This is a genomic window from Shewanella sp. SP1S2-4, assembly GCF_031932075.1.
GTDB classification, from domain to species: domain Bacteria; phylum Pseudomonadota; class Gammaproteobacteria; order Enterobacterales; family Shewanellaceae; genus Shewanella; species Shewanella baltica.
Window position 1 is genome coordinate 1 of sequence record NZ_JAUOET010000022.1, and the last position, 19,046, is coordinate 19,046.

The following is a 19,046-nucleotide window of genomic DNA, read 5'->3' on the forward strand; positions in this document are numbered from 1 at the left end:
TTCATCCCGAAGGAATCAGCGGCTCAATGAATTCTGATTTTTTGTTTCTAGCACTCCCTATAAAAGAAGGGCTAAAACAAACTGTACATATTGCTATGAACACTCATTGTTACATTGATTTAAATTTTTGACTGCCAACCCGAAGGTTAAGCAGTTTCGATTAACTCAACACCTGTGAGTGTCCACACAGATTTCTTGTTTTATCTTGTTAAAGAGCAACTCAATATCCGTAAGAGGACTTGAGTACCACACTGAGCGCCGAACGCTTCCAGGTGGCTAGGGCTGCGTATTCTACGCATTTCCCGTTTCGCGTCAAGGAGTTTTTTACAACTTCTTGCTGCGCTTGAATTAAGTGCCATTCTCAACAGAGAGTAAGCCATTCAATTCAACCTAACTCGTCAGCTGGCTTTCGCTGTCTGCCGTGTCAGTGGATGCGCATTATAGGGAGATTGAGAAAGTGCGCAACCCCTATTTTTAAGATAATTGTCATTTTCTCACTGTTCGTTGGATATTTGACCTGACCAGCTAGTTTTTAACCTTTATAATGCAAAAAACCACTCAATTAGGGACTTTTTTATGTCAGGGCCACTCAGAACTTACCAAGGTATTCATCCTCAATTAGGCAATAATGTGTATGTAGATGAAGCTTCGGTGCTTGTTGGTGATATTGCACTAGATACTGATGCCAGTATTTGGCCTATGGTGGCGGCGCGTGGTGATGTTAACCATATTCGTATTGGTAAGCGCTCGAACGTGCAAGACGGTAGCATATTGCATGTAACGCGTAAGTCAGCTGCTCGTCCCGATGGTCATCCACTGATTATTGGTGATGATGTGACTATTGGTCACAAGGCGATGCTTCATGGTTGCAAAGTCGGTAATCGAGTATTAGTGGGTATGGGTGCAATTATTCTCGACGGTGCGATTTTAGAAGATGATGTGATCTTAGGTGCGGGCTCTTTAGTGCCACCGGGCAAGGTATTACAGAGCGGCTATTTATATGTAGGCAGCCCAGCTAAGCAGACTCGTCCATTAACACCTGCCGAAATGGCCTTTTTGCCAGAATCTGCCGACAACTATGTCAGACTGAAAAACGAGTACTTAGTTGAGTTACAAAACATCTAGTCAGTTAGCGTTAGTCGCTTAGTATCGCTATATAAGAAAGGCGGCAGAGACTCATTCAGTCTCTGCCGCCTTTTGCTATTTATTGATTCAAAATCTATCCACTGAAACTCGCTATCAAGCTAGCCTAGGCGTACTGCGCCAAACTCATCAAACTCTTCGGCTTCGATTAAGTCTTCAGCCATTTCTTCGGCGTCAAATCTCACCGCATCAAACAATGCCAGCATAGCAGCCGCTTCATCGGTACTCGGCTGTTCAGAGAAATCATTCAGCTCACGTAATTTGGCGGCACTGATATAGCACTTGATGTTCATCCCCTGCGATTGCGCCATAAAACAGATTTGCCCTTGGGCATCGTCCCAATATTGCAGATCGGGGAAAAGAATACTTTGATTCATGCTTCCTACTTAGGCTCTGCCATTAGTTTGTCCCGCAAAAGCGTCAACACCACTTGGGTGTCGGGCTCAATACCTCGCCATAAGGTAAAACTCTTGGCCGCTTGTCCGACTAACATACCTAGCCCATCAATGACTTTCGCTGCACCTTGGGAGAGTGCCCATTGGTTAAACGCGGTGACCGAGGCGCCATACATCATGTCATAACAAACGGTTTGGGTGGTGATGATATGTGCTGGCAAAGGTGGCAACTCGCCCGCAAGGCTAGCAGAGGTTGAATTAATAATGATATCGAACTCGCCCGCAAGCTCACTCATTTCTACGGCGGTGACTTTACTCGCGTAAGCGCCGTTATCCACAGAAGTAAAGATATCGACCAAAAGCTGCGCCTTAGTGTGGGTGCGATTGCTGATGGTCAGTTGCGCAATTCCCGCATTTAATAACGGCAGAACACAACCGCGCGCCGCGCCACCAGCACCAATAAGTAACACGCGCTTATCTTGCAAGCTGCCTAAGTTAGCGATGAGATCGGCCACCAGCCCTAAGCCGTCGGTGTTATCACCGCGAATGGTGCCATCGACCAATAAACTTAAGGTGTTTACCGCGCCAGCGAGCTTGGCCTCTGGGCTGAGACTGTCACACAGCGCAAAAGCTTGCTCCTTAAAAGGCACTGTCACATTGGCGCCCTTACCGCCCGCATTGAAAAACGCCGTCAATGAGGCTTCAAAACCATCGACCGGAGCGAGAATGGCTTCATAGGTTAATGACTCTTGGGTGGGCGCGGCAAATTGTCCATGGATGAACGGCGATTTACTGTGGCTAATTGGATTGCCAAACACTGCGTATCTGTCTGTCATAGCGATATGAAATTTTAGGTTCAATGGCTTTGCAGTCTACCGCGCTTTTGAGCCCATGCAAGACGAATTATGCTCAACTAAATTTCACGCTAGGTTTCACGCTATAATGCGCCATCGGCTCAATACACTCTATTTAGTGAACGACTATTCCAATGAACTGGCTTAAAAAGATTTTTAGTAAACACACTCCGCAGGATGATCGCGATCCGAGTCAATCTAACGCCTATGACTTAATCGGCGGCGAAAAAGTGATCCGCGCGATCACTAAATGTTTTTATCAGAAGATGGCAAGCTCAACAGAAACGACAACACTGCTTGCCATTCATAGGGCGCCCATTGCGGAGTCTGAACAAAAGTTGTTTGAATTTTTAAGTGGTTGGCTCGGCGGACCGCAGCTTTATCAGCAAAAATATGGTCATCCCGCATTGCGTGCACGACACATGCATGTCGATATTGATGAGGCAATGCGCGATCAATGGCTATTTTGTATGAAGTTTGCGATTGAAGAGAATATTAAAAAGCCAGAGCATCGAGCCGCCATCTTTGAGGCGATTTCAACTCTGGCCGATCATATGCGTAATCAATAAAGTGGATATGGCATCCACTTTTTAAGATTAACGGCTAAACCCAGTCGCGTGGTTTGAGGTAGTTATCGTACAAATCTGCCTCTGGGCTTCCCGCCTCTGGCGTATAAGCATATTGCCAACGCACTAATGGCGGCATCGACATTAAGATAGACTCGGTACGTCCACCCGTCTGCAGACCAAATAAAGTGCCTCTGTCGTAGACTAAGTTAAACTCAACATAACGACCACGGCGATAGAGTTGGAACTGACGCTCACGCTCACCGAACTCAGTATCCTTACGACGCTCAACAATCGGCGCATAAGCCGTTAAGAAGCCATTGCCCACGGCTTGCATAAAGCTAAAGCTTTGATCAAATCCTGCTTGATTCAAGTCATCGAAAAACAGTCCGCCTACGCCGCGGGTTTCATTACGATGCGGCAGGAAGAAATACTCATCGCACCATTTCTTATACTTGGGATAAACCTCATCCCCGAAAGGCGCACAAATATCCTTAGACGTCTGGTGCCACTCGCGCACATCTTCCTCAAATGGATAATAAGGTGTTAAGTCAAAACCACCGCCAAACCACCACACAGGATCGGCACCTTCTTTTTGCGCGATAAAGAAGCGCACATTGGCGTGAGTCGTCGGGATATACGGATTGTTAGGATGGATCACTAAAGACACACCCATAGCCTCAAAACTGCGACCCGCCAATTCTGGGCGATGCGCCGTAGCTGACGCCGGCATAGCGGCGCCAGTCACATGGGAAAAGTTAACTCCAGCTTGCTCGAATACTGCACCTTGGGTTAATACTCGGCTCGTGCCACCACCGCCTTCGTCGCGGGTCCATGAATCGGCGGCAAACGTTGCTTGGCCATCCAGAGCCTGTAAACCGGCACAAATTCGGTTTTGTAAATCGAGTAAAAACGCTTTTACCACTGCAGCATCAGGCACACTCATCTTGTTATCCTTATTATTGGTTTGCTCATTGTCCATTTCGTAAAATTTTGCCGCTTCGTGCATCGATAATGGTCGAGGGCTGACGTTGTTCGCCGAGTTCGCCTAATACCAGTGCATCGATTTTACCGGTAAAATCAGCGAGGATTTCAGCGGCAGTTAATGCGGGATCTTCACCTGCAAGGTTAGCGCTGGTCGACACTAAAGGTTTATTAAGCGCGCGGCACAGGGTTTGTACCCCAGCATGGGCCGACACTCGCACTGCAATAGAGTCAAATTCGCCACAGAGGTATTTTGAAACATGCGCTTTGATTGGCATGACAAAGGTAAAAGGCCCCGGCCACTTGGAAAATGCAAACTCGAGCTGCTCAGCAGTTAATTGTGACTCATCAACATAGGCTAAAAGCTGCCGAAAATCACTGGCGACTAAAATCAATCCTTTCTGCCATGGGCGCTGTTTTACCGCCAATAACTTTTGGATAGCAGTGTCGTTATCAGGGTCGCAACCTAGGCCATAAACCGCCTCAGTTGGATAAGCGATAACGCCACCGTCAAGAATGATGTCTTTTATATCGGATGGGTGTAGCTGCAACATTATCAAATCACCTTATGCGTCTTATCAGTTTTTGTCATTACCCGAATCTTCGCCGCCCCATCTAACGGCCGGTTGGGGATTATACTCAAGCCGCACTAAGGCAACAAATATTATGCAATGGCCTCGCTACAAGGGGCGCTTGTACTTGCAGGTTTTTTGCGGACATTCTAAACGCATCCCAGCCGCACCTTTACGCTCGACTAAGATCCCAAAACCACAACTCGGGCAAGCTTCAGCAACCGGAGGATAATTCACAATAAACTTACACTTAGGGTAAGCACTGCAGGCATAAAAACTCTTTCCGAAGCGACTCGTTCTGTGCTCAAGCTTACCCGCTTTGCATTCAGGGCAAGGAATGTCAGGCTTGTCACTCGCTTGATCCTGTTTTTCAATATGCGTGCAGCTAGGATATTGAGTACACCCAATAAAGATCCCAAAGCGCCCTGACTTTACCGCCAGTTCGTGACCGCATTCAGGGCATACAGAACCTTCAATCACTTGAGTTTCAATAGATTCGTGCTGCACTAAGGGTCGAGTGTAATTACAGCTAGGGTAATTATTACAGCCAATAAAACCACCGTGCTTACTGTGTTTGACCGATAACTCGCTGCCACATTCAGGACAAAGTTCGTATTCTTTTTCCAGTGCGTGTTCGTGGGCACTAAATAATTGTTCATCAATCTTAGACATAATCATTCACCACCTGTCGTAGCGCATTAGGATATCAAGCGCAGTGCCATCAAGGAATTTATGGCATCAAAAAAGGAGGTCTTAGCCTCCTTTCTCTCATAATTCATCTTTCACAACAATTAAGAATGCAGTCGGCCTTCAGGCTGTTCGAAGATCAAATCTTCCATTTGCTCATAAGCGGACTCATGGCCAGGAGCATTAAACAGCACCATTAAGATAACCCATTTGAGATCTTCTAAAATCAGGGTTGGCTCATCCAACTCCATGACTCTATCGATCACCATTTCACGGGTTTCGACATTCAGCACTTTAACTTGCTCTAAAAACAGCAAGAAACCGCGGGATTCCACATCCAGCTTGTCCATTTCGTCCTTTGTATAGATACGAAACGAATGCTGATCGTGATTACAAAGATAAGGTTTATCCCCTTCTTGTAATTCAGCTAAGCGCTCTAACCAAGTTAACGCTTTTAAAATCTCGGATTGATGAAATCCGGCACGAGTGAGTTCCTTGGTTAACTCGTCTTCATCAACTAGTAGTTCAACTTCACTGTGAACATAGTTTTCAAATAGATACATGAGGATATCAAACATGGCTAGCTCCTCTTTACTCTGACGTAACCACCGGGTACTGCAATCACCCAACCTTGCAACTCAAGTTCAAGCATTTGTTCTAACACCAGATCTATCGTTTTCCCACTATGTTCAACGACTGCATCAATGGATGTAGTTTCATAACCTACACTAGCTAACAGAGACGAAAATGGCAAATTACAAATCTCGCCTTGCTGTATATGGTGGCATAACTTCAATTCTTCAAGGTGGTAAGCGGTTAAACTTGCCAACTCCTCCACTATATCGGCGGCTGTTTCCACAAGTTTTGCCCCATCACGTAATAAATCATGACAGCCTTGATGGTAACCGCCCAAGATTGAGCCCGGAACGGCAAACACCTCACGCCCTTGCTCCATCGCCAACCTCGCTGTGATTAAAGAACCGCTTTTACGACAGGCTTCAACCACAAGTGTCCCTAAAGAAAGACCGCTAATAATCCGATTTCGTTTCGGGAAATTCCCCGCAAAGGGACCGACATCTGGCCAAAACTCGCTAAGTATACAGCCTTGTTGCTGAATATCATGATAAAGCTGCCGATGTTTTCGTGGATAAACAGTCTCAATGCCAGTCCCGAGCACAGCAATGGTTCGCCCTTGATGTTCAACACAGGCTTTATGGGCAGCGCCATCAATCCCCATCGCCATACCGCTACAGATACCAAATCCCATTGAGGACATCTCCGCAGCCAGCTGATAAGCGACCTGCAATCCACCTGGAGAAGCATTACGACTGCCAACAATTGCAAGATAAGGAAGGGCTAACGCCTCCAAACAACCTTTAACGAACAGGACGGCGGGCGGATCTGAGAGTTGTTTTAATAACGGCGGATAAAGCGGATCGGAGAAACAAACGAGATGATGGTCAGCGGCTTGTTGCTGCCATTCGAGGGCGACATCGACTTTTTGATAATCAATAGCAAGACTATGGAGCAGATGGTCAGATAAAGGTAGCGCTTCTCTCTCGTGCTCTAACCTTTGCCTGAGGTCGTCCACTTCCATGTGCGTTAATAATTGTTGGATCCGAGCGGGTCCCAGCCCAGATACAGCGCAAACAACTAACCAATCGACCAAATGTTCAGATATTACTGACCTCTTAAGGCTAAAGACTCAGGGGCAATTAACTTATCGTCGACACGCACAGGCCGCTCGGTGGAGACAATCAAACCTAAGCTCGCTTTGTCGAATACTTTGAACACCAACAATTTGCCATGATAGATATCTGGCATTTGAATAGCGCGATCCGATGAGACAGATGCCATTAAGTTATCGTAGGCGGTGCGCTCAGTGGCAGGCACTGGCATACCATCATTGTTGATGACGATGACTTCGCCATCACGGTAAATAGAGAACACGACTCCGGGCTCAACCCCATCCTGGGTGCCTTTATCTAAATACACCACATCCAACTTACCCGCTTCACGCATCTTTGATTCGATAGCAAGCACGACGGCTGGCGTCTTTAACTCTGCCGGTTTTGGCGTAAAGTAAGCTGACATCAAGGAATCACTTTCCATCGGCATGACTCTGAAACCCGCTTTAGTTTCACGAAAGCTGGTTAACAACTTAATTTTTGAAACCTTACCAGACTCCACCACTTGCCCAGTTGAGGCTAAAATGGCCTCTTGTCCTATCGCTTCGCCTGAGGCTTTATTGAAAAACTCGCGACCACGTTCGTAAACACCGTATTTTTGATTCATCGGCAGTTCAGCATCGATATAAATCACATCACCCACAATATGGTGACGCGATGGGCTTTCGCCTGCCAATACCATAGGTTGCTCGGCAAGCCAGTCGGTTGCGACAACGCGATTCTGCACTAAATACTGTTCAATCAAGGCCAAGTCGACGGCAGGAATGGCATTACTCTTAGCAATGATCCGTCCTTCAGGACTCTTCTTTACATGGGGTTTAGCACTGTCGACCATGTCGCCATTGCGCACTAACCGAGGCTGACCATCGACAAACACGAGTGTGAGTTGATCGCCAGGATAAATAAGATGGGGATTGGCAATCTGTGGGTTTACATCCCAAAGACGTGGCCATTTCCATGGATCATTTAGAAACGCTGCGGAGATATCCCAAAGAGTATCGCCCTTTTTCACCACATATGACTCAGGATGCCCCGCTTTCAGCGTAAGGGTATCGGCGGCAACAAACGTGCAATTGAATGTCATTAACGCGAGTAAAATTAACCGTTTCATGGGTATTTCCATGTTGTTTGGCTCTTAGTTTGAGCTTTTACTGTTATTGATAGGCACTAAAGATTAAAATTAACCCATTAGCATCAGTCAGTATAACTAACTGGCAGAGATTTGACAGACTTGTTAAGAGTTTATGTATGGCACAATTAAAAGTATTACAATTTCCTGACGAAAGATTGCGGACACAAGCCACACCCATCACAGAGTTTAATGCCGAGCTGCAAACTCAAATTGATGATATGTTCGAAACCATGTACCAAGAAAAAGGTATCGGTCTGGCCGCGACCCAAGTGGATTACCATAAACAACTTATTGTCATGGACTTACAAGATGAAGTCGAGCGACCGAAAGTGTTTATTAATCCCGAAATTATCGCCAGCCGCGGCGACTTCTGCAATGAAGAAGGTTGTCTGTCGGTGCCGGGCATTTATGCCAAAGTCGATCGCGCCGAATTTGTTACGGTAAAAGCCTTAGACAGGCACGGCAACGAATTTATTGTTGAGGCCGATGAGCTTTTTGCTATCTGTATTCAACACGAAATGGATCACCTCAAAGGCAAATTGTTTGTCGATTATCTGTCGCCGCTAAAACGTCAGCGGATCAAACAAAAACTTGAAAAAGCGGCCCGATTGGACGCCAAAGAAGCATAGGATCAGATTTGAAACCACTCAACATCATCTTTGCCGGAACACCGGATTTTGCCGCTCGCCACTTACAAGCACTGTTGAACTCACACCATAATGTGATTGGCGTTTACACTCAGCCCGATAGACCCGCTGGCCGCGGCAAGAAACTGACCGCCAGCCCAGTAAAAGAACTCGCCGTCGCCAACAACATTCCTGTGTATCAACCCGGTTCATTACGTAAAGAACCCGCGCAACAAGAACTTGCCGCGCTGAATGCCGATATCATGGTGGTGGTTGCCTACGGTCTGATCCTGCCAAAAGTCGTATTAGATACGCCGCGTCTAGGTTGTATTAACGTTCACGGTTCTATTTTGCCACGCTGGCGTGGTGCCGCACCGATCCAACGCGCGCTTTGGGCCGGCGACAAAGAAACCGGCGTGACCGTTATGCAGATGGATGTGGGTTTAGATACCGGCGATATGCTACTGAAAACCACTCTGCCGATTGAAGATAGCGACACCTCAGCCAGCCTTTACGAGAAACTGGCGGAACAAGGTCCTGTTGCCCTATTGCAAGCCCTCGAAGGTCTAGCAAACGGCACCTTAGCCGCTGAAAAACAAGATGAAGCCTTAGCGAACTACGCAGAAAAACTCAGTAAAGAAGAAGCCAGACTCGATTGGAATAAATCTGCCCAGCAACTCTGGCAAGAAGTCCGTGCCTTTAATCCTTGGCCAGTGAGTTACTTTGAGCATCAAGGCAATACCATTAAAGTGTGGCAGACCCAAGTTAGCGAAACCACCAGCACAGCCGCTCCGGGCACTATTATCAGCGCCAGCAAAAAAGGCATAGAAGTCGCCACCGCCGACGGCGTGTTAACCCTGCTGAATATGCAGCTGCCAGGGAAAAAGCCGCTCAATATTGCCGATATTCTCAATGCTCGAGGTGAATGGTTTAGCCCGAATACTCGCCTCGCAAACGAGGCACAATAGTATGAACTTGCGCGCGCTGGCTGCGAAAGCCATCTTCGAAGTATTAGAAAAAGGCGTGTCACTCTCAGTGGCATTGCCCGATCAACAAAAGCACCTTGCCAGTGGCAAAGATAAAGCCCTACTCGCCGAGCTCTGTTACGGCGTGATGCGCACTCTGCCGCAAATAGAGAAACGCATCAGTGAATGCCTAGCGAAACCACTCAAAGGTAAGCAAAGGATTATCCACCAGCTGCTTATCATAGGTTGCTATCAACTTTACTTCACTCGCATTCCAAGCCACGCCGCGATTTCAGAAACCGCCGAAGCCTGTCGCCAGTTAAAATTTGAAGGCATGGTCAAGGTCGTTAACGGTGTACTGCGCAACATTCAGCGTCAGCTTTCGCCGCTAAGCACTGAGTCAGATACCTTAAGCTACAACACGCCCGCTTGGTTGATTAAGCGCTTGAAAGAAGCCTATCCCGAGCAGTGGCAAGACATCATTCAACAAAGCCATGAACGCCCACCTATGTGGCTGCGTAACAATCGCTTATCCCAGAGCCGTACCGAATACCTCGCCGCCTTAGCCGAACTCGAGATTGAAGCGAGCGAAGGCAGCAGTGCCGATGCAATTCTTTTAGCGCATCCAAAGGATGTCGCCACACTGCCACGCTTCCATGAAGGCGCAGCATCTGTGCAAGATGGCGCGGCGCAATGGGCGGCGACATTACTGGCGCCACAAGCGAATGAGTTAATCCTCGATGCCTGCGCGGCGCCCGGCGGTAAAAGCTGTCATCTACTTGAACTTGAACCAAGCATTAAACTGGTTGCCGTCGACTTTGATGCCAAACGCCTCGAGCGCGTACAACAGAACCTTGACCGCTTGTCATTAAAAGCGGAGCTTATCCATGGCGATGCGGCCAATATTGACTCATGGTGGCAAGGTGGACAATTTGATCGTATCTTACTGGACGCGCCATGCTCGGCCACGGGAGTGATCCGCCGCCATCCCGATATTAAATGGTTACGCAAAAACCATGACATCGAAGAACTGGCTGAACTACAACAGCAAATTATCGATCATTGCTGGAAGTGGCTCAAACCCGGTGGCACGCTTCTTTATGCCACTTGCTCGATTTTACCGCAGGAAAATCGCGACCAGATCAGTGCGTTTTTAGAGAGAACGGCAGATGCTAAGCTAGACACACTCTCCCAGCAAAATTCGCCACAGGATATAGGTTGGCAAATCACGCCAGGACAAGACAATATGGATGGGTTCTATTACGCCCGTTTATTAAAAGCGACCGATTAGGAAGTAAGCAAGGCCATGAAAATTATCATATTAGGTGCGGGTCAAGTCGGGGGAACCTTGGCCGAGAATTTGGTAGGTGAGAATAATGACATCACCATAGTCGATCATGACAAATCCAGACTACGCGCCCTGCAAGATAAATATGACCTTCGCGTTGTGGCGGGCCATGCAGCCCACCCTGATGTGCTCAGAGAAGCGGGCGCAGAAGATGCCGACATGCTGATCGCGGTAACCAATAGCGATGAATGCAACATGGCCGCCTGTCAGATTGCTTACACTCTTTTCGGCACGCCAACAAAAATTGCCCGTATTCGCTCAGAACCCTATCTGGCGATGCGCGATAAACTCTTTATCGACAGTGAAACCAAAAATAGCGACGGTCGCCCCCGCGGCGGCTTCGTGATCGATGAATTAATCGCCCCTGAACAGTTAGTGACCGCTTACATTCAGCGACTCGTTGAATATCCCGGCGCGCTACAAGTACTCGAATTTGCCGAAGGACGGCTAAGCCTAGTGGCCGTTCGTGCCTATTATGGTGGTCCACTGGTGGGGAATGCGTTAGCGGCACTGCGCGAACACATGCCGAATATTGATACCCGGGTTGCGGCGATTTTCCGCCAAGGCCGCCCTATCATGCCTCGCGGTACCACGATTATCGAAGCCGATGATGAAGTCTTCTTCGTCGCCGACAGTCGCCACATTCGCGCTGTGATGAGCGAAATGCAGAAGCTCGATAACTCCTACCGCAACATTATGATCGCCGGTGGCGGTAACATAGGCTTAGGTTTAGCCAAACGCCTTGAGCGTACCCACTCAGTTAAACTGATTGAGCATAAGTATGAGCGCGCTGAAGCCCTATCGGAGCAACTGGAAAATACTACCGTGTTCTGCGGTGACGCTTCAGATCAAGAATTACTGCTCGAAGAACACATAGATCAAACCGACGTATTTATTGCGGTGACCAATGACGACGAAGCCAACATTATGTCAGCATTACTGGCAAAACGTATGGGCGCAAAAAAGGTCATGGTGCTGATCCAGCGCGAAGCCTATGTCGATATCGTCCAAGAAGCTAACATCGATATTGCTATCTCACCCCAACAAGCCACCATTTCGGCACTGTTAACCCATATCCGTCAGGGTGATATCTGTAACGTTTACTCCCTACGTCGCGGCGCCGCCGAGGCAATTGAAGCGATTGCCCACGGGGATGCCAGCACGTCTAAAGTGGTTGGCAAAGCCATTGGCGATATTAAGTTGCCACCGGGAACCACCATTGGTGCTATTGTCCGCAACGACGAAGTATTAATGGCTCACGACAAAACCGTGATAGAACAAGGGGATCACGTGATCTTATTCCTAGTGAATAAAAAGTTTGTCGGCGAAGTCGAGAAGCTTTTCCAACCAAGTGCTTTCTTCTTCTAAAACCTAAGTAAGCCAACTTATGCTGAACTTTAGACCACTATTGTTTATTTTAGGGCTGTTTTTGTCCATGCTGACAGCCTTCATGTTGATCCCACTGCTCCTCGCCGTATTCAATGCCGAGGAAACCGTAGGCTCTTTCATGCTGTCGGCGTTAGTGACAGGCATTAGTGCCAGCTTGTGTTTACACAATGGCCAGAGTAAAACCATTAACCTCAATATCCGCGATATGTTCCTGCTGACCAGCCTAACGTGGTTGATCGTAAGCCTGTTTGCGGCCATGCCCTTTACCCTGTATCACGGGATTGGCTATACCGACGCCTTCTTTGAGACTATGTCCGGCATCACGACCACAGGTTCTACTGTGCTCTCGGGGTTGGATACCATGGATCACAGCATTTTAATCTGGCGTTCTTTATTGCAGTGGCTAGGTGGGATTGGTTTTATCGTGATGGCGGTGGCCATTCTGCCCTTCTTGAACGTCGGTGGTATGCGGCTGTTCCGCACTGAATCTTCGGATTGGAGCGATAAAGCCGTACCACGCACCCAAAGTATGGCTAAGTACTTATTCTTTATTTATATTTTGCTGACTGTTGCCTGCTGCGTTGCTTATCATCTGGCGGGAATGACGTGGTTTCAAGCCATAAACCATGCCATGACCACCCTATCGACCGGCGGCTACTCAACATCTGATAGCTCAATGGCCGCGTTTTCGCACTCAGCTCACTGGGTTGGCGTGTTCTTTATGGCGGCGGGTGGCTTACCACTACTCATGTTTGTGCACACCATACAGCAAAGGGATCTGCGCATTTGGAACGATGCTCAGGTCAAAGGCTTCTTGTTTTTCCTGACCTTCGTGTCTTGTTCTATTGGCTTTTGGCTGTGGCAAACCCGCGACATTGAACTCCTCGATGCACTGCGTTTATCTAGCTTTAACGTGGTTTCTGTGGTGACCACCACAGGTTATGGCTTAACGGATTACGGTGCTTGGGGCGCCTTTGCCAACATCGCTTTCCTGTTTTTAATGTTTGTCGGTAGCTGCTCAGGCTCAACCTCGGGCGGGATTAAAATCTTCCGTTTTCAAATCGCTGGCGCCATTATGCGCGAGCAATTGAAACAGCAATGTCATCCAAACGGTATCTTTAGGGAACGCTACAACAATCGCATCATCAGTGAAGATATCGTGCGCTCGCTGATCACTTTCGTGCTGTTGTTTGTGATGGTGATTGTTGGCTTGTCGGTAATTTTAGTGCTCACAGGGCTCGACCCTATGACCAGTTTTACTGGCGCTATCACGGCGGTCACCAACGTAGGCCCAGGTTTAGGCCCAATTATTGGCCCTGCGGGTAACTTTTCAACTCTGCCCGACGTAGCAAAATGGGCCTTGTCACTCGGTATGCTCCTCGGCCGTTTAGAGATTCTGACCGTAGCAGTGTTATTCCACCCGAGTTTTTGGAAGTATTAATGCAGTAGAGCTTGAATACTAAAAAGGCGCTTAACTTAACTCGTTAAGCGCCTTTTTTATTAAGCCTGACTCGTCCTAAATAGCGGTAACTTCGGCCAATTCCAACAGATGATCGGCATAGACCTTCACATCTGCCCAGTCGGTGTAATCAATAACCGACTTAGGATCGGTTGGGCCTTTGGTCATCTTCATAATCAACTGGATCATCCACCTGTCGTACCAAGGCCATGAAGGATAATCCACTTTCCCCGCAATAATTTTAAGATCGGCTGGCGTCCACGGCGATAAGGCGATGAACTTTTGCAGATATTTATTATTCTCAGGAATACGTTTTTCTGGATTTCTCGCCACCACGTTGACGCAGAAGAAACTGTTTGGCAATGCACCCAAAGCCTCTGCATGCTGCTCGATAAACTTGAACACACTCTTATCATAGGTGCCATAGAGTACGCAGGCACCTAAGGCGACGACCTCGTAATCGGGCCAATTGATACAAGTCGCGGCAGCACTGTTGATATCGACAAGGTCGACCTTAGCGCCACGAAAGGTTAATTGGTCGGCAATTGCATTGGCAATCTTGGCCGTGTGGCCACCACGGGTAAAATAAAGTACGAGAACGCGTGTCATAGGGAATTACCGATCCACTGAGTTAATGTCACCATTGTGGCAAGATTACGTTAAATAAACCTCTGATAGGATCACAAATCAGCCGTATCTCATATTCTGAGATGCAAAAATTGAGATCTGCATGGCTGAGCAGTATGATTGCGTAAACACAGGTGTTCAATTAGAATTATCTAATCAAAAGCGATGAAGTGAGTGACCTTATGCAAAATGACATAGATGTAGCTGCAATGGTAACTAATGCGGAAAGTGCGGCTAAATGGCTTAAGGCCATAGCGAACCCTTATCGCCTAATGATTTTATGCCTATTACTAGACAAAGAGTTGAGCGTAACTGAACTCAATGCCACTGTGCCATTAAGCCAGTCGGCACTATCCCAGCATTTAGCCGTATTACGCGCTGAAGATCTGGTGGATACCCGTAAGAGCTCGCAAATTGTTTACTACAAGCTCAAGAACGAACAAGTCACCCAAGTGATTTCGATTCTGCATAGCCGCTACTGCGCAGTGTAACACGGTAAAGCTAGCTTAAATTTAAGCCCTAATCGCTTGCAAGTGATTAGGGCTTAATGGTTTTTAGTGCTGGCTAAAGCGGTTACCGAAGGCGTCGACTTTTTCCCAATCGGTAAACTCAAAGGTGCCTGTGATATCGGTTGGCCCTTTAGTCATCCACATGATGAAACGTATCATAGTGCGATCGAAGAAACCGTATTTAGGATAATCAATCTTGCCCGCAAACACTTCTAACTGCTGAGGTTGCCACAGTGAAAGCTGCAAAAACTTTTGCATATAAGGATTGGTTTCAGGCGTATTCTTTAAGGGTTTGCGCGCCACGACATTAACGGTAAAAAAGCCATTAATCTTAGTATCGAGCACCGCATGGTGGCGGTTCACAAACTGGTAAAGTTCAGGTCTATGCTTACCATAACGAATACTGGCGCCGATCAGCACTTTATCAAAATCAGCTAAGCTCAACGCATCAGCCTGCTCTAATGTGACCAGCGAAACCTGCTCTCCCGCCTGCTCTGCAATCGTCTTCATTTTTTGGCAAATTGCCAATGTTTGGCCATCAATCGTCGAATAGATTATTAACGTCTGCATGATTAATTCTTCCAAAAAGTTGGCGTAAACAAAATCAGTAAGGTAAATACTTCGAGGCGACCAAACAGCATAGCCGCGACCAATACCCATTTGGCGCCATCGCCAATACTGGCGTAGTTACTGGCTACCGCGCCTAAGCCTGGGCCTAAGTTGTTTAAGCAAGCCGCGGTGGCACTAAAAGCAGTAATATCATCTAATCCCATCGCCATGAGTGCAAGCATACAGATCACAAACACCAGCGCATAGGCAGAGAAGAATCCCCACACGGCATCGACAACGCGATCGGGCAAAGCTTTAGAACCGATACGGATAGAGAACATCGCCTTAGGATGAACCAGTCGCTTTAATTCGCGCGAGCCCTGTAACAGCAGCAAAATGACCCGAATCACCTTAATCCCACCCGCAGTTGAGCCACCACAGCCACCGATAAAGCTCGAAAATATCAATAGAATAGGTAAAAACAGCGGCCACATGTGGAAGCTTTCAGTACCAAACCCTGCGGTAGTGGCCACGGAAACCGCCTGAAATAAGGCATGGTCTAAGGTTTCTTCCGGCGAATCATAAATGCCCGAATGATAAAGCGTGAGGAAACAAATCGCGGTAAGAATGAGTTGAATCGCCACCAGCATCTTAAATTCGGCATCTTTAAAATACACTCTAACGTTAATTCCTCGCCGCGAAAATGCCGCAAAATGCACGCTAAAGTTAACTGCAGAAACGATTAAAAAGAACACACAAATAAGGTTAATCACTGAGCTATCGAAATACCCCATGCTAGCATCGTGGGTCGAAAAACCGCCAATAGCGATAGTTGAAAATGAATGGCAAACCGCATCGAACACACTCATGCCCGCCAGCCAATAGGCGGTCGCACAGGAAATAGTTAGCAATAAATAGATATACCACAGTGCCTTAGCGGTTTCGGCGATCCGCGGGGTCATCTTACTGTCTTTCACTGGCCCCGGAATTTCAGCGCGATAGAGCTGCATTCCCCCTACGCCAAGCACAGGTAAAATCGCCACGGCGAGCACAATAATCCCCATACCGCCGAGCCATTGCAGCATATGGCGATAAAACAGAATGGCTTTAGGTAAGAAGTCGAGCCCGACAATCACTGTGGCTCCGGTGGTGGTTAACGCAGAGAAAGATTCGAAGAAACTATCGGTCCAGCTGAGGTCGGGTTGACTCGAGAAGATAAACGGTAAAGCACCGATAGAACCCAATACGGTCCAGAACAGGACCACAATCAAGAAACCCTCTCGGGTACGCAATTCTTCTTTACAGTGGCGATTGGGATACCAGAGCCAGAAACCAATAAATAGGCTGACAAAGAATGCCTGCATAAACGCCGTGCCGCCGCCATCGTTATACCAAACAGCGATCAGTGCTGGTGGCAGCATAGTGATTGAAAATAAGCCAATCAGCAGGCCTATGATTCGTATTATGGTTTTATATTGCATTAAGCGAGTTCAATCATTCCATTGGCTGCAAAGGTATTTTCAGCATTTGGGCTATTTTGGCATAATTTACGCAGGCATCACAGCTCAAACTCAGGCCTCAAACTTCCCTGACTGAGCGTCGCCAGCGACTCACACAGTAATGCCTGTTGCTGCCTGCCTATCTCGAACACAATATCGACCGCTTCGGCAAATTGCTTATCGATTATCACGGCATCGACTTGCTGTAATAGATGCTCAACATCGCGCAACTGCGCATAATCACAATGCAACTTGGCGGGATAACGTAACTGTTTAAGTCGCGTCGGTAATTGAACCAAACCTTGCCGTAAGCCCGACGTATAAGCCCGAACCAGTCCACCAACGCCTAGCTTAGTGCCGCCATAATAACGCACCACAACAGCACCTACTTCGCCGATATTCGCCCCTTGCAACACAGCTAACATAGGGCGACCAGCACTACCTGCTGGCTCACCGTCATCACTCGAACCAATCAAGACGCTATCATCCGGTGCGCCAGCCACAAAAGCAGAGCAATAATGGCTTGCGCCGGGATAGTCACGCTTTATGTCAGTGAGTACTAACTTAAATTTATCAAAGCTATCGCAATGAAAGAGAAAAGAGATAAAGCGGCTATGCTTTATCTCTTCTTCAATCACGATATCTTCACAGGGAACGCTATAACTTTCGAGCACACATCCGCCCTAATCTTTACCCTATGATCAATCAGTCAAGCCGAGTTCACGGGTCATGTTCTCGTTTCTATCTTGATGCACTATGACGTTATCTTCGATGCGAATACCACCAAAAGGTCTTAACTCATCAACCGTTTGCCAGTTGATCTGTTGGCCACGACTATCTTGTTTAAGCTCATTAAGTAAAGTATCGATAATGTATAACCCAGGTTCCATGGTCAGCACTTGGTTTGGCGCTAAAATGCGGGTGCAACGTAGGAATGGATGGGCCTCTGGCGCCGCGATATGAGTACCGCGTTCATCGTGGGAAAAGCCGCCAACATCATGCACTTGTAGGCCTAACATGTGACCTAAGCCATGGGGGAAGAAAGCACTGGTTATGCCTTGATCGACCAAACCTTGGACATCACCTGTGGCTAAATCAAAATCCAATAGCATTTGCGCGACTTTAGCATGGGTGGCCAAGTGTAAATCGGGATAACGCACACCCGGACGCATCATATCGATAAGCTCTAGCTGTGCCTTGTTCATCGCAGAGATCAATTCATCGAAACGATTCTTCTCGAATGCATAGGTTCTGGTGATATCAGAGGCATAGCCAAAGTAACTCGCGCCGGCATCGATAAGAAATGACAAACGTTTCGCAGGGCTTTGGTGTTCAAGTGCGGTGTAATGCAAAATCGCCGCATTTTGGTTAAGGGCGATGATATTGCCATAGGGCACTTCATTCTCGCTCTGGCCTACGGCAGATAAATAGTGCTGCTGGATTTCGAACTCGCTCGCACCATTATAAAAGGCATTTTTAGCCGCCAAATGTCCCTGCACCGCAATTTGATTCGCGCGGCGCATACATTCCAGCTCATATTCGGTTTTAGTGGTTCTATGGTAATGCAGATAACTCATCACAGCATCGGGATTACGACTGGTAAAACCAAGCACTTCAGCTACATCTAAATGCTCACCTAAATAAGCCCAATTAGCGATATCTGTCGGTAAAAACTCAGCGACCTTATCAGCCTTAGTTAGCAGCTTAATATCGAAATACTCAGTCCAAAATATATCAGGCACATCAGACACTTTGTGCCAAAAATCCACAGGACGATAAAAAATCAGCTGCGGCTTATCACGGCCGTTAATCACTAACCAGCAATTCGGATTATCTAGCACAGGCAACCATGCCTTGAAGTGCGGGTTTGCCTTAAAGGGATAATTGATATCATCTAAAAACATCCGATGCGGCTGACCCGAATGGATCACTAAACCAGACAAGGCTTCTCGAGACAAAATCTCTGCGACTCGACGGTTTAACTCGGCAATATGGGCACGATAGTGATGAGCCAACTGATCCATTTGTCATCTCCTGCAATGAATAAAAGTTAA

21 protein-coding genes are annotated in these 19,046 nt (G+C 47.4%); 8 read left to right on the forward strand and 13 right to left on the reverse strand.

Annotated elements, in window-relative coordinates:
• The first annotated feature begins 576 nt into the window (after nucleotides 1-576).
• Entirely contained in the window at nucleotides 577-1,125 is a 549-nt protein-coding gene (locus tag Q4Q52_RS16915; protein ID WP_311991165.1) for a gamma carbonic anhydrase family protein, read from the forward strand.
• 119 nt (nucleotides 1,126-1,244) lie between these two features.
• Here Q4Q52_RS16915 and Q4Q52_RS16920 read toward each other — a convergent pair whose 3' ends face one another.
• On the reverse strand, nucleotides 1,245-1,520 hold the full coding sequence (locus Q4Q52_RS16920; RefSeq protein WP_006083787.1) for a DUF1488 domain-containing protein: 276 nt from the start codon (nucleotides 1,518-1,520) through the stop codon (nucleotides 1,245-1,247).
• A 5-nt stretch (nucleotides 1,521-1,525) separates the two neighbouring features.
• Nucleotides 1,526-2,374 (reverse strand): shikimate dehydrogenase, encoded by an 849-nt coding sequence (gene aroE, locus Q4Q52_RS16925; RefSeq protein ID WP_311991189.1) that lies wholly within the window; start codon nucleotides 2,372-2,374, stop codon nucleotides 1,526-1,528.
• A 152-nt stretch (nucleotides 2,375-2,526) separates the two neighbouring features.
• Here aroE and Q4Q52_RS16930 point away from each other — a divergent pair, with 152 nt between their 5' ends.
• Nucleotides 2,527-2,961: a group II truncated hemoglobin gene (locus Q4Q52_RS16930; protein WP_259583128.1), complete on the forward strand. Its 435-nt coding sequence runs from the start codon at nucleotides 2,527-2,529 to the stop codon at nucleotides 2,959-2,961.
• Nucleotides 2,962-2,995: 34 nt separating this feature from the next.
• On the opposite strand, the gene hemF is transcribed toward Q4Q52_RS16930, so the two are convergent.
• The 6 genes from hemF to Q4Q52_RS16960 form a co-directional block, all read right to left on the reverse strand.
• The gene (gene hemF / locus Q4Q52_RS16935) at nucleotides 2,996-3,904 is read right to left on the reverse strand and encodes an oxygen-dependent coproporphyrinogen oxidase (RefSeq protein WP_259583129.1); all 909 of its coding nucleotides are present in this window, start codon (nucleotides 3,902-3,904) and stop codon (nucleotides 2,996-2,998) included.
• A 25-nt stretch (nucleotides 3,905-3,929) separates the two neighbouring features.
• The gene (locus Q4Q52_RS16940) at nucleotides 3,930-4,496 is read right to left on the reverse strand and encodes an L-threonylcarbamoyladenylate synthase (protein ID WP_311991166.1); all 567 of its coding nucleotides are present in this window, start codon (nucleotides 4,494-4,496) and stop codon (nucleotides 3,930-3,932) included.
• A gap of 126 nt (nucleotides 4,497-4,622) precedes the next feature.
• Nucleotides 4,623-5,186, reverse strand: a complete 564-nt coding sequence (locus Q4Q52_RS16945; RefSeq protein ID WP_311991167.1) for a topoisomerase DNA-binding C4 zinc finger domain-containing protein — start codon at nucleotides 5,184-5,186, stop codon at nucleotides 4,623-4,625.
• Nucleotides 5,187-5,305: 119 nt separating this feature from the next.
• Nucleotides 5,306-5,779, reverse strand: coding sequence for a DUF494 family protein (locus Q4Q52_RS16950; RefSeq protein WP_006083793.1), 474 nt, complete (start codon nucleotides 5,777-5,779; stop codon nucleotides 5,306-5,308).
• A 2-nt stretch (nucleotides 5,780-5,781) separates the two neighbouring features.
• Entirely contained in the window at nucleotides 5,782-6,798 is a 1,017-nt protein-coding gene (gene dprA, locus Q4Q52_RS16955; protein ID WP_012586345.1) for a DNA-processing protein DprA, read from the reverse strand.
• Between the two features lie 83 nt (nucleotides 6,799-6,881).
• A complete protein-coding gene (locus tag Q4Q52_RS16960; RefSeq protein WP_006084796.1) occupies nucleotides 6,882-8,012 on the reverse strand; it encodes a LysM peptidoglycan-binding domain-containing protein in 1,131 nt (376 codons plus the stop codon).
• A gap of 125 nt (nucleotides 8,013-8,137) precedes the next feature.
• On the opposite strand from Q4Q52_RS16960, the gene def reads away from it, so the two are divergent.
• Genes def through Q4Q52_RS16985 form a run of 5 tightly spaced genes read left to right on the forward strand, consistent with a single transcriptional unit; the run spans nucleotide 8,138 to nucleotide 13,790 of the window.
• A complete protein-coding gene (def, locus tag Q4Q52_RS16965; protein ID WP_311991168.1) occupies nucleotides 8,138-8,650 on the forward strand; it encodes a peptide deformylase in 513 nt (170 codons plus the stop codon).
• A gap of 8 nt (nucleotides 8,651-8,658) precedes the next feature.
• Nucleotides 8,659-9,615 carry a methionyl-tRNA formyltransferase gene (fmt, locus tag Q4Q52_RS16970; protein WP_311991169.1) on the forward strand — a complete coding sequence of 319 codons (957 nt, stop codon included), beginning with the start codon at nucleotides 8,659-8,661 and terminating at the stop codon, nucleotides 9,613-9,615.
• Nucleotide 9,616: 1 nt separating this feature from the next.
• A complete protein-coding gene (gene rsmB / locus Q4Q52_RS16975; RefSeq protein WP_311991170.1) occupies nucleotides 9,617-10,903 on the forward strand; it encodes a 16S rRNA (cytosine(967)-C(5))-methyltransferase RsmB in 1,287 nt (428 codons plus the stop codon).
• A gap of 15 nt (nucleotides 10,904-10,918) precedes the next feature.
• Nucleotides 10,919-12,328 (forward strand): Trk system potassium transporter TrkA, encoded by a 1,410-nt coding sequence (trkA, locus tag Q4Q52_RS16980; RefSeq protein ID WP_006083799.1) that lies wholly within the window; start codon nucleotides 10,919-10,921, stop codon nucleotides 12,326-12,328.
• Between the two features lie 19 nt (nucleotides 12,329-12,347).
• Nucleotides 12,348-13,790: a TrkH family potassium uptake protein gene (locus Q4Q52_RS16985; protein WP_300482294.1), complete on the forward strand. Its 1,443-nt coding sequence runs from the start codon at nucleotides 12,348-12,350 to the stop codon at nucleotides 13,788-13,790.
• 75 nt (nucleotides 13,791-13,865) lie between these two features.
• On the opposite strand, the gene hemG (Q4Q52_RS16990) is transcribed toward Q4Q52_RS16985, so the two are convergent.
• Nucleotides 13,866-14,417 carry a menaquinone-dependent protoporphyrinogen IX dehydrogenase gene (gene hemG, locus Q4Q52_RS16990; RefSeq protein WP_311991171.1) on the reverse strand — a complete coding sequence of 184 codons (552 nt, stop codon included), beginning with the start codon at nucleotides 14,415-14,417 and terminating at the stop codon, nucleotides 13,866-13,868.
• A 200-nt stretch (nucleotides 14,418-14,617) separates the two neighbouring features.
• Here hemG (Q4Q52_RS16990) and Q4Q52_RS16995 point away from each other — a divergent pair, with 200 nt between their 5' ends.
• The gene (locus Q4Q52_RS16995) at nucleotides 14,618-14,926 is read left to right on the forward strand and encodes an ArsR/SmtB family transcription factor (protein WP_006083802.1); all 309 of its coding nucleotides are present in this window, start codon (nucleotides 14,618-14,620) and stop codon (nucleotides 14,924-14,926) included.
• A 63-nt stretch (nucleotides 14,927-14,989) separates the two neighbouring features.
• Here the strand turns inward: Q4Q52_RS16995 and hemG (Q4Q52_RS17000) are convergent, their stop codons facing one another.
• The 4 genes from hemG (Q4Q52_RS17000) to pepQ all read right to left on the reverse strand — a co-directional run bounded on the left by hemG (Q4Q52_RS17000) (nucleotide 14,990) and on the right by pepQ (nucleotide 19,016).
• Nucleotides 14,990-15,514: a menaquinone-dependent protoporphyrinogen IX dehydrogenase gene (gene hemG, locus Q4Q52_RS17000; protein WP_011981997.1), complete on the reverse strand. Its 525-nt coding sequence runs from the start codon at nucleotides 15,512-15,514 to the stop codon at nucleotides 14,990-14,992.
• Between the two features lie 2 nt (nucleotides 15,515-15,516).
• Nucleotides 15,517-16,974: a TrkH family potassium uptake protein gene (locus Q4Q52_RS17005; RefSeq protein WP_006083804.1), complete on the reverse strand. Its 1,458-nt coding sequence runs from the start codon at nucleotides 16,972-16,974 to the stop codon at nucleotides 15,517-15,519.
• Between the two features lie 77 nt (nucleotides 16,975-17,051).
• On the reverse strand, nucleotides 17,052-17,666 hold the full coding sequence (locus tag Q4Q52_RS17010) for a YigZ family protein (RefSeq protein ID WP_071939879.1): 615 nt from the start codon (nucleotides 17,664-17,666) through the stop codon (nucleotides 17,052-17,054).
• A gap of 27 nt (nucleotides 17,667-17,693) precedes the next feature.
• A complete protein-coding gene (gene pepQ / locus Q4Q52_RS17015) occupies nucleotides 17,694-19,016 on the reverse strand; it encodes a Xaa-Pro dipeptidase (RefSeq protein ID WP_311991172.1) in 1,323 nt (440 codons plus the stop codon).
• Nucleotides 19,017-19,046: the final 30 nt, after the last annotated feature.

What these genes read in the sequence shown, in the direction of transcription:
- Q4Q52_RS16915 (WP_311991165.1), top strand. Translation starts at nt 577, where the DNA reads ATGTCAGGGCCACTCAGAACTTACCAAGGTATTCATCCTCAATTAGGC.
- Q4Q52_RS16920 (WP_006083787.1), bottom strand. Translation starts at nt 1,520, where the DNA reads ATGAATCAAAGTATTCTTTTCCCCGATCTGCAATATTGGGACGATGCC.
- aroE (WP_311991189.1), bottom strand. Translation starts at nt 2,374, where the DNA reads ATGACAGACAGATACGCAGTGTTTGGCAATCCAATTAGCCACAGTAAA.
- Q4Q52_RS16930 (WP_259583128.1), top strand. Translation starts at nt 2,527, where the DNA reads ATGAACTGGCTTAAAAAGATTTTTAGTAAACACACTCCGCAGGATGAT.
- hemF (WP_259583129.1), bottom strand. Translation starts at nt 3,904, where the DNA reads ATGAGTGTGCCTGATGCTGCAGTGGTAAAAGCGTTTTTACTCGATTTA.
- Q4Q52_RS16940 (WP_311991166.1), bottom strand. Translation starts at nt 4,496, where the DNA reads ATGTTGCAGCTACACCCATCCGATATAAAAGACATCATTCTTGACGGT.
- Q4Q52_RS16945 (WP_311991167.1), bottom strand. Translation starts at nt 5,186, where the DNA reads ATGTCTAAGATTGATGAACAATTATTTAGTGCCCACGAACACGCACTG.
- Q4Q52_RS16950 (WP_006083793.1), bottom strand. Translation starts at nt 5,779, where the DNA reads ATGTTTGATATCCTCATGTATCTATTTGAAAACTATGTTCACAGTGAA.
- dprA (WP_012586345.1), bottom strand. Translation starts at nt 6,798, where the DNA reads ATGGAAGTGGACGACCTCAGGCAAAGGTTAGAGCACGAGAGAGAAGCG.
- Q4Q52_RS16960 (WP_006084796.1), bottom strand. Translation starts at nt 8,012, where the DNA reads ATGGAAATACCCATGAAACGGTTAATTTTACTCGCGTTAATGACATTC.
- def (WP_311991168.1), top strand. Translation starts at nt 8,138, where the DNA reads ATGGCACAATTAAAAGTATTACAATTTCCTGACGAAAGATTGCGGACA.
- rsmB (WP_311991170.1), top strand. Translation starts at nt 9,617, where the DNA reads ATGAACTTGCGCGCGCTGGCTGCGAAAGCCATCTTCGAAGTATTAGAA.
- trkA (WP_006083799.1), top strand. Translation starts at nt 10,919, where the DNA reads ATGAAAATTATCATATTAGGTGCGGGTCAAGTCGGGGGAACCTTGGCC.
- Q4Q52_RS16985 (WP_300482294.1), top strand. Translation starts at nt 12,348, where the DNA reads ATGCTGAACTTTAGACCACTATTGTTTATTTTAGGGCTGTTTTTGTCC.
- hemG (WP_311991171.1), bottom strand. Translation starts at nt 14,417, where the DNA reads ATGACACGCGTTCTCGTACTTTATTTTACCCGTGGTGGCCACACGGCC.
- Q4Q52_RS16995 (WP_006083802.1), top strand. Translation starts at nt 14,618, where the DNA reads ATGCAAAATGACATAGATGTAGCTGCAATGGTAACTAATGCGGAAAGT.
- hemG (WP_011981997.1), bottom strand. Translation starts at nt 15,514, where the DNA reads ATGCAGACGTTAATAATCTATTCGACGATTGATGGCCAAACATTGGCA.
- Q4Q52_RS17005 (WP_006083804.1), bottom strand. Translation starts at nt 16,974, where the DNA reads ATGCAATATAAAACCATAATACGAATCATAGGCCTGCTGATTGGCTTA.
- pepQ (WP_311991172.1), bottom strand. Translation starts at nt 19,016, where the DNA reads ATGGATCAGTTGGCTCATCACTATCGTGCCCATATTGCCGAGTTAAAC.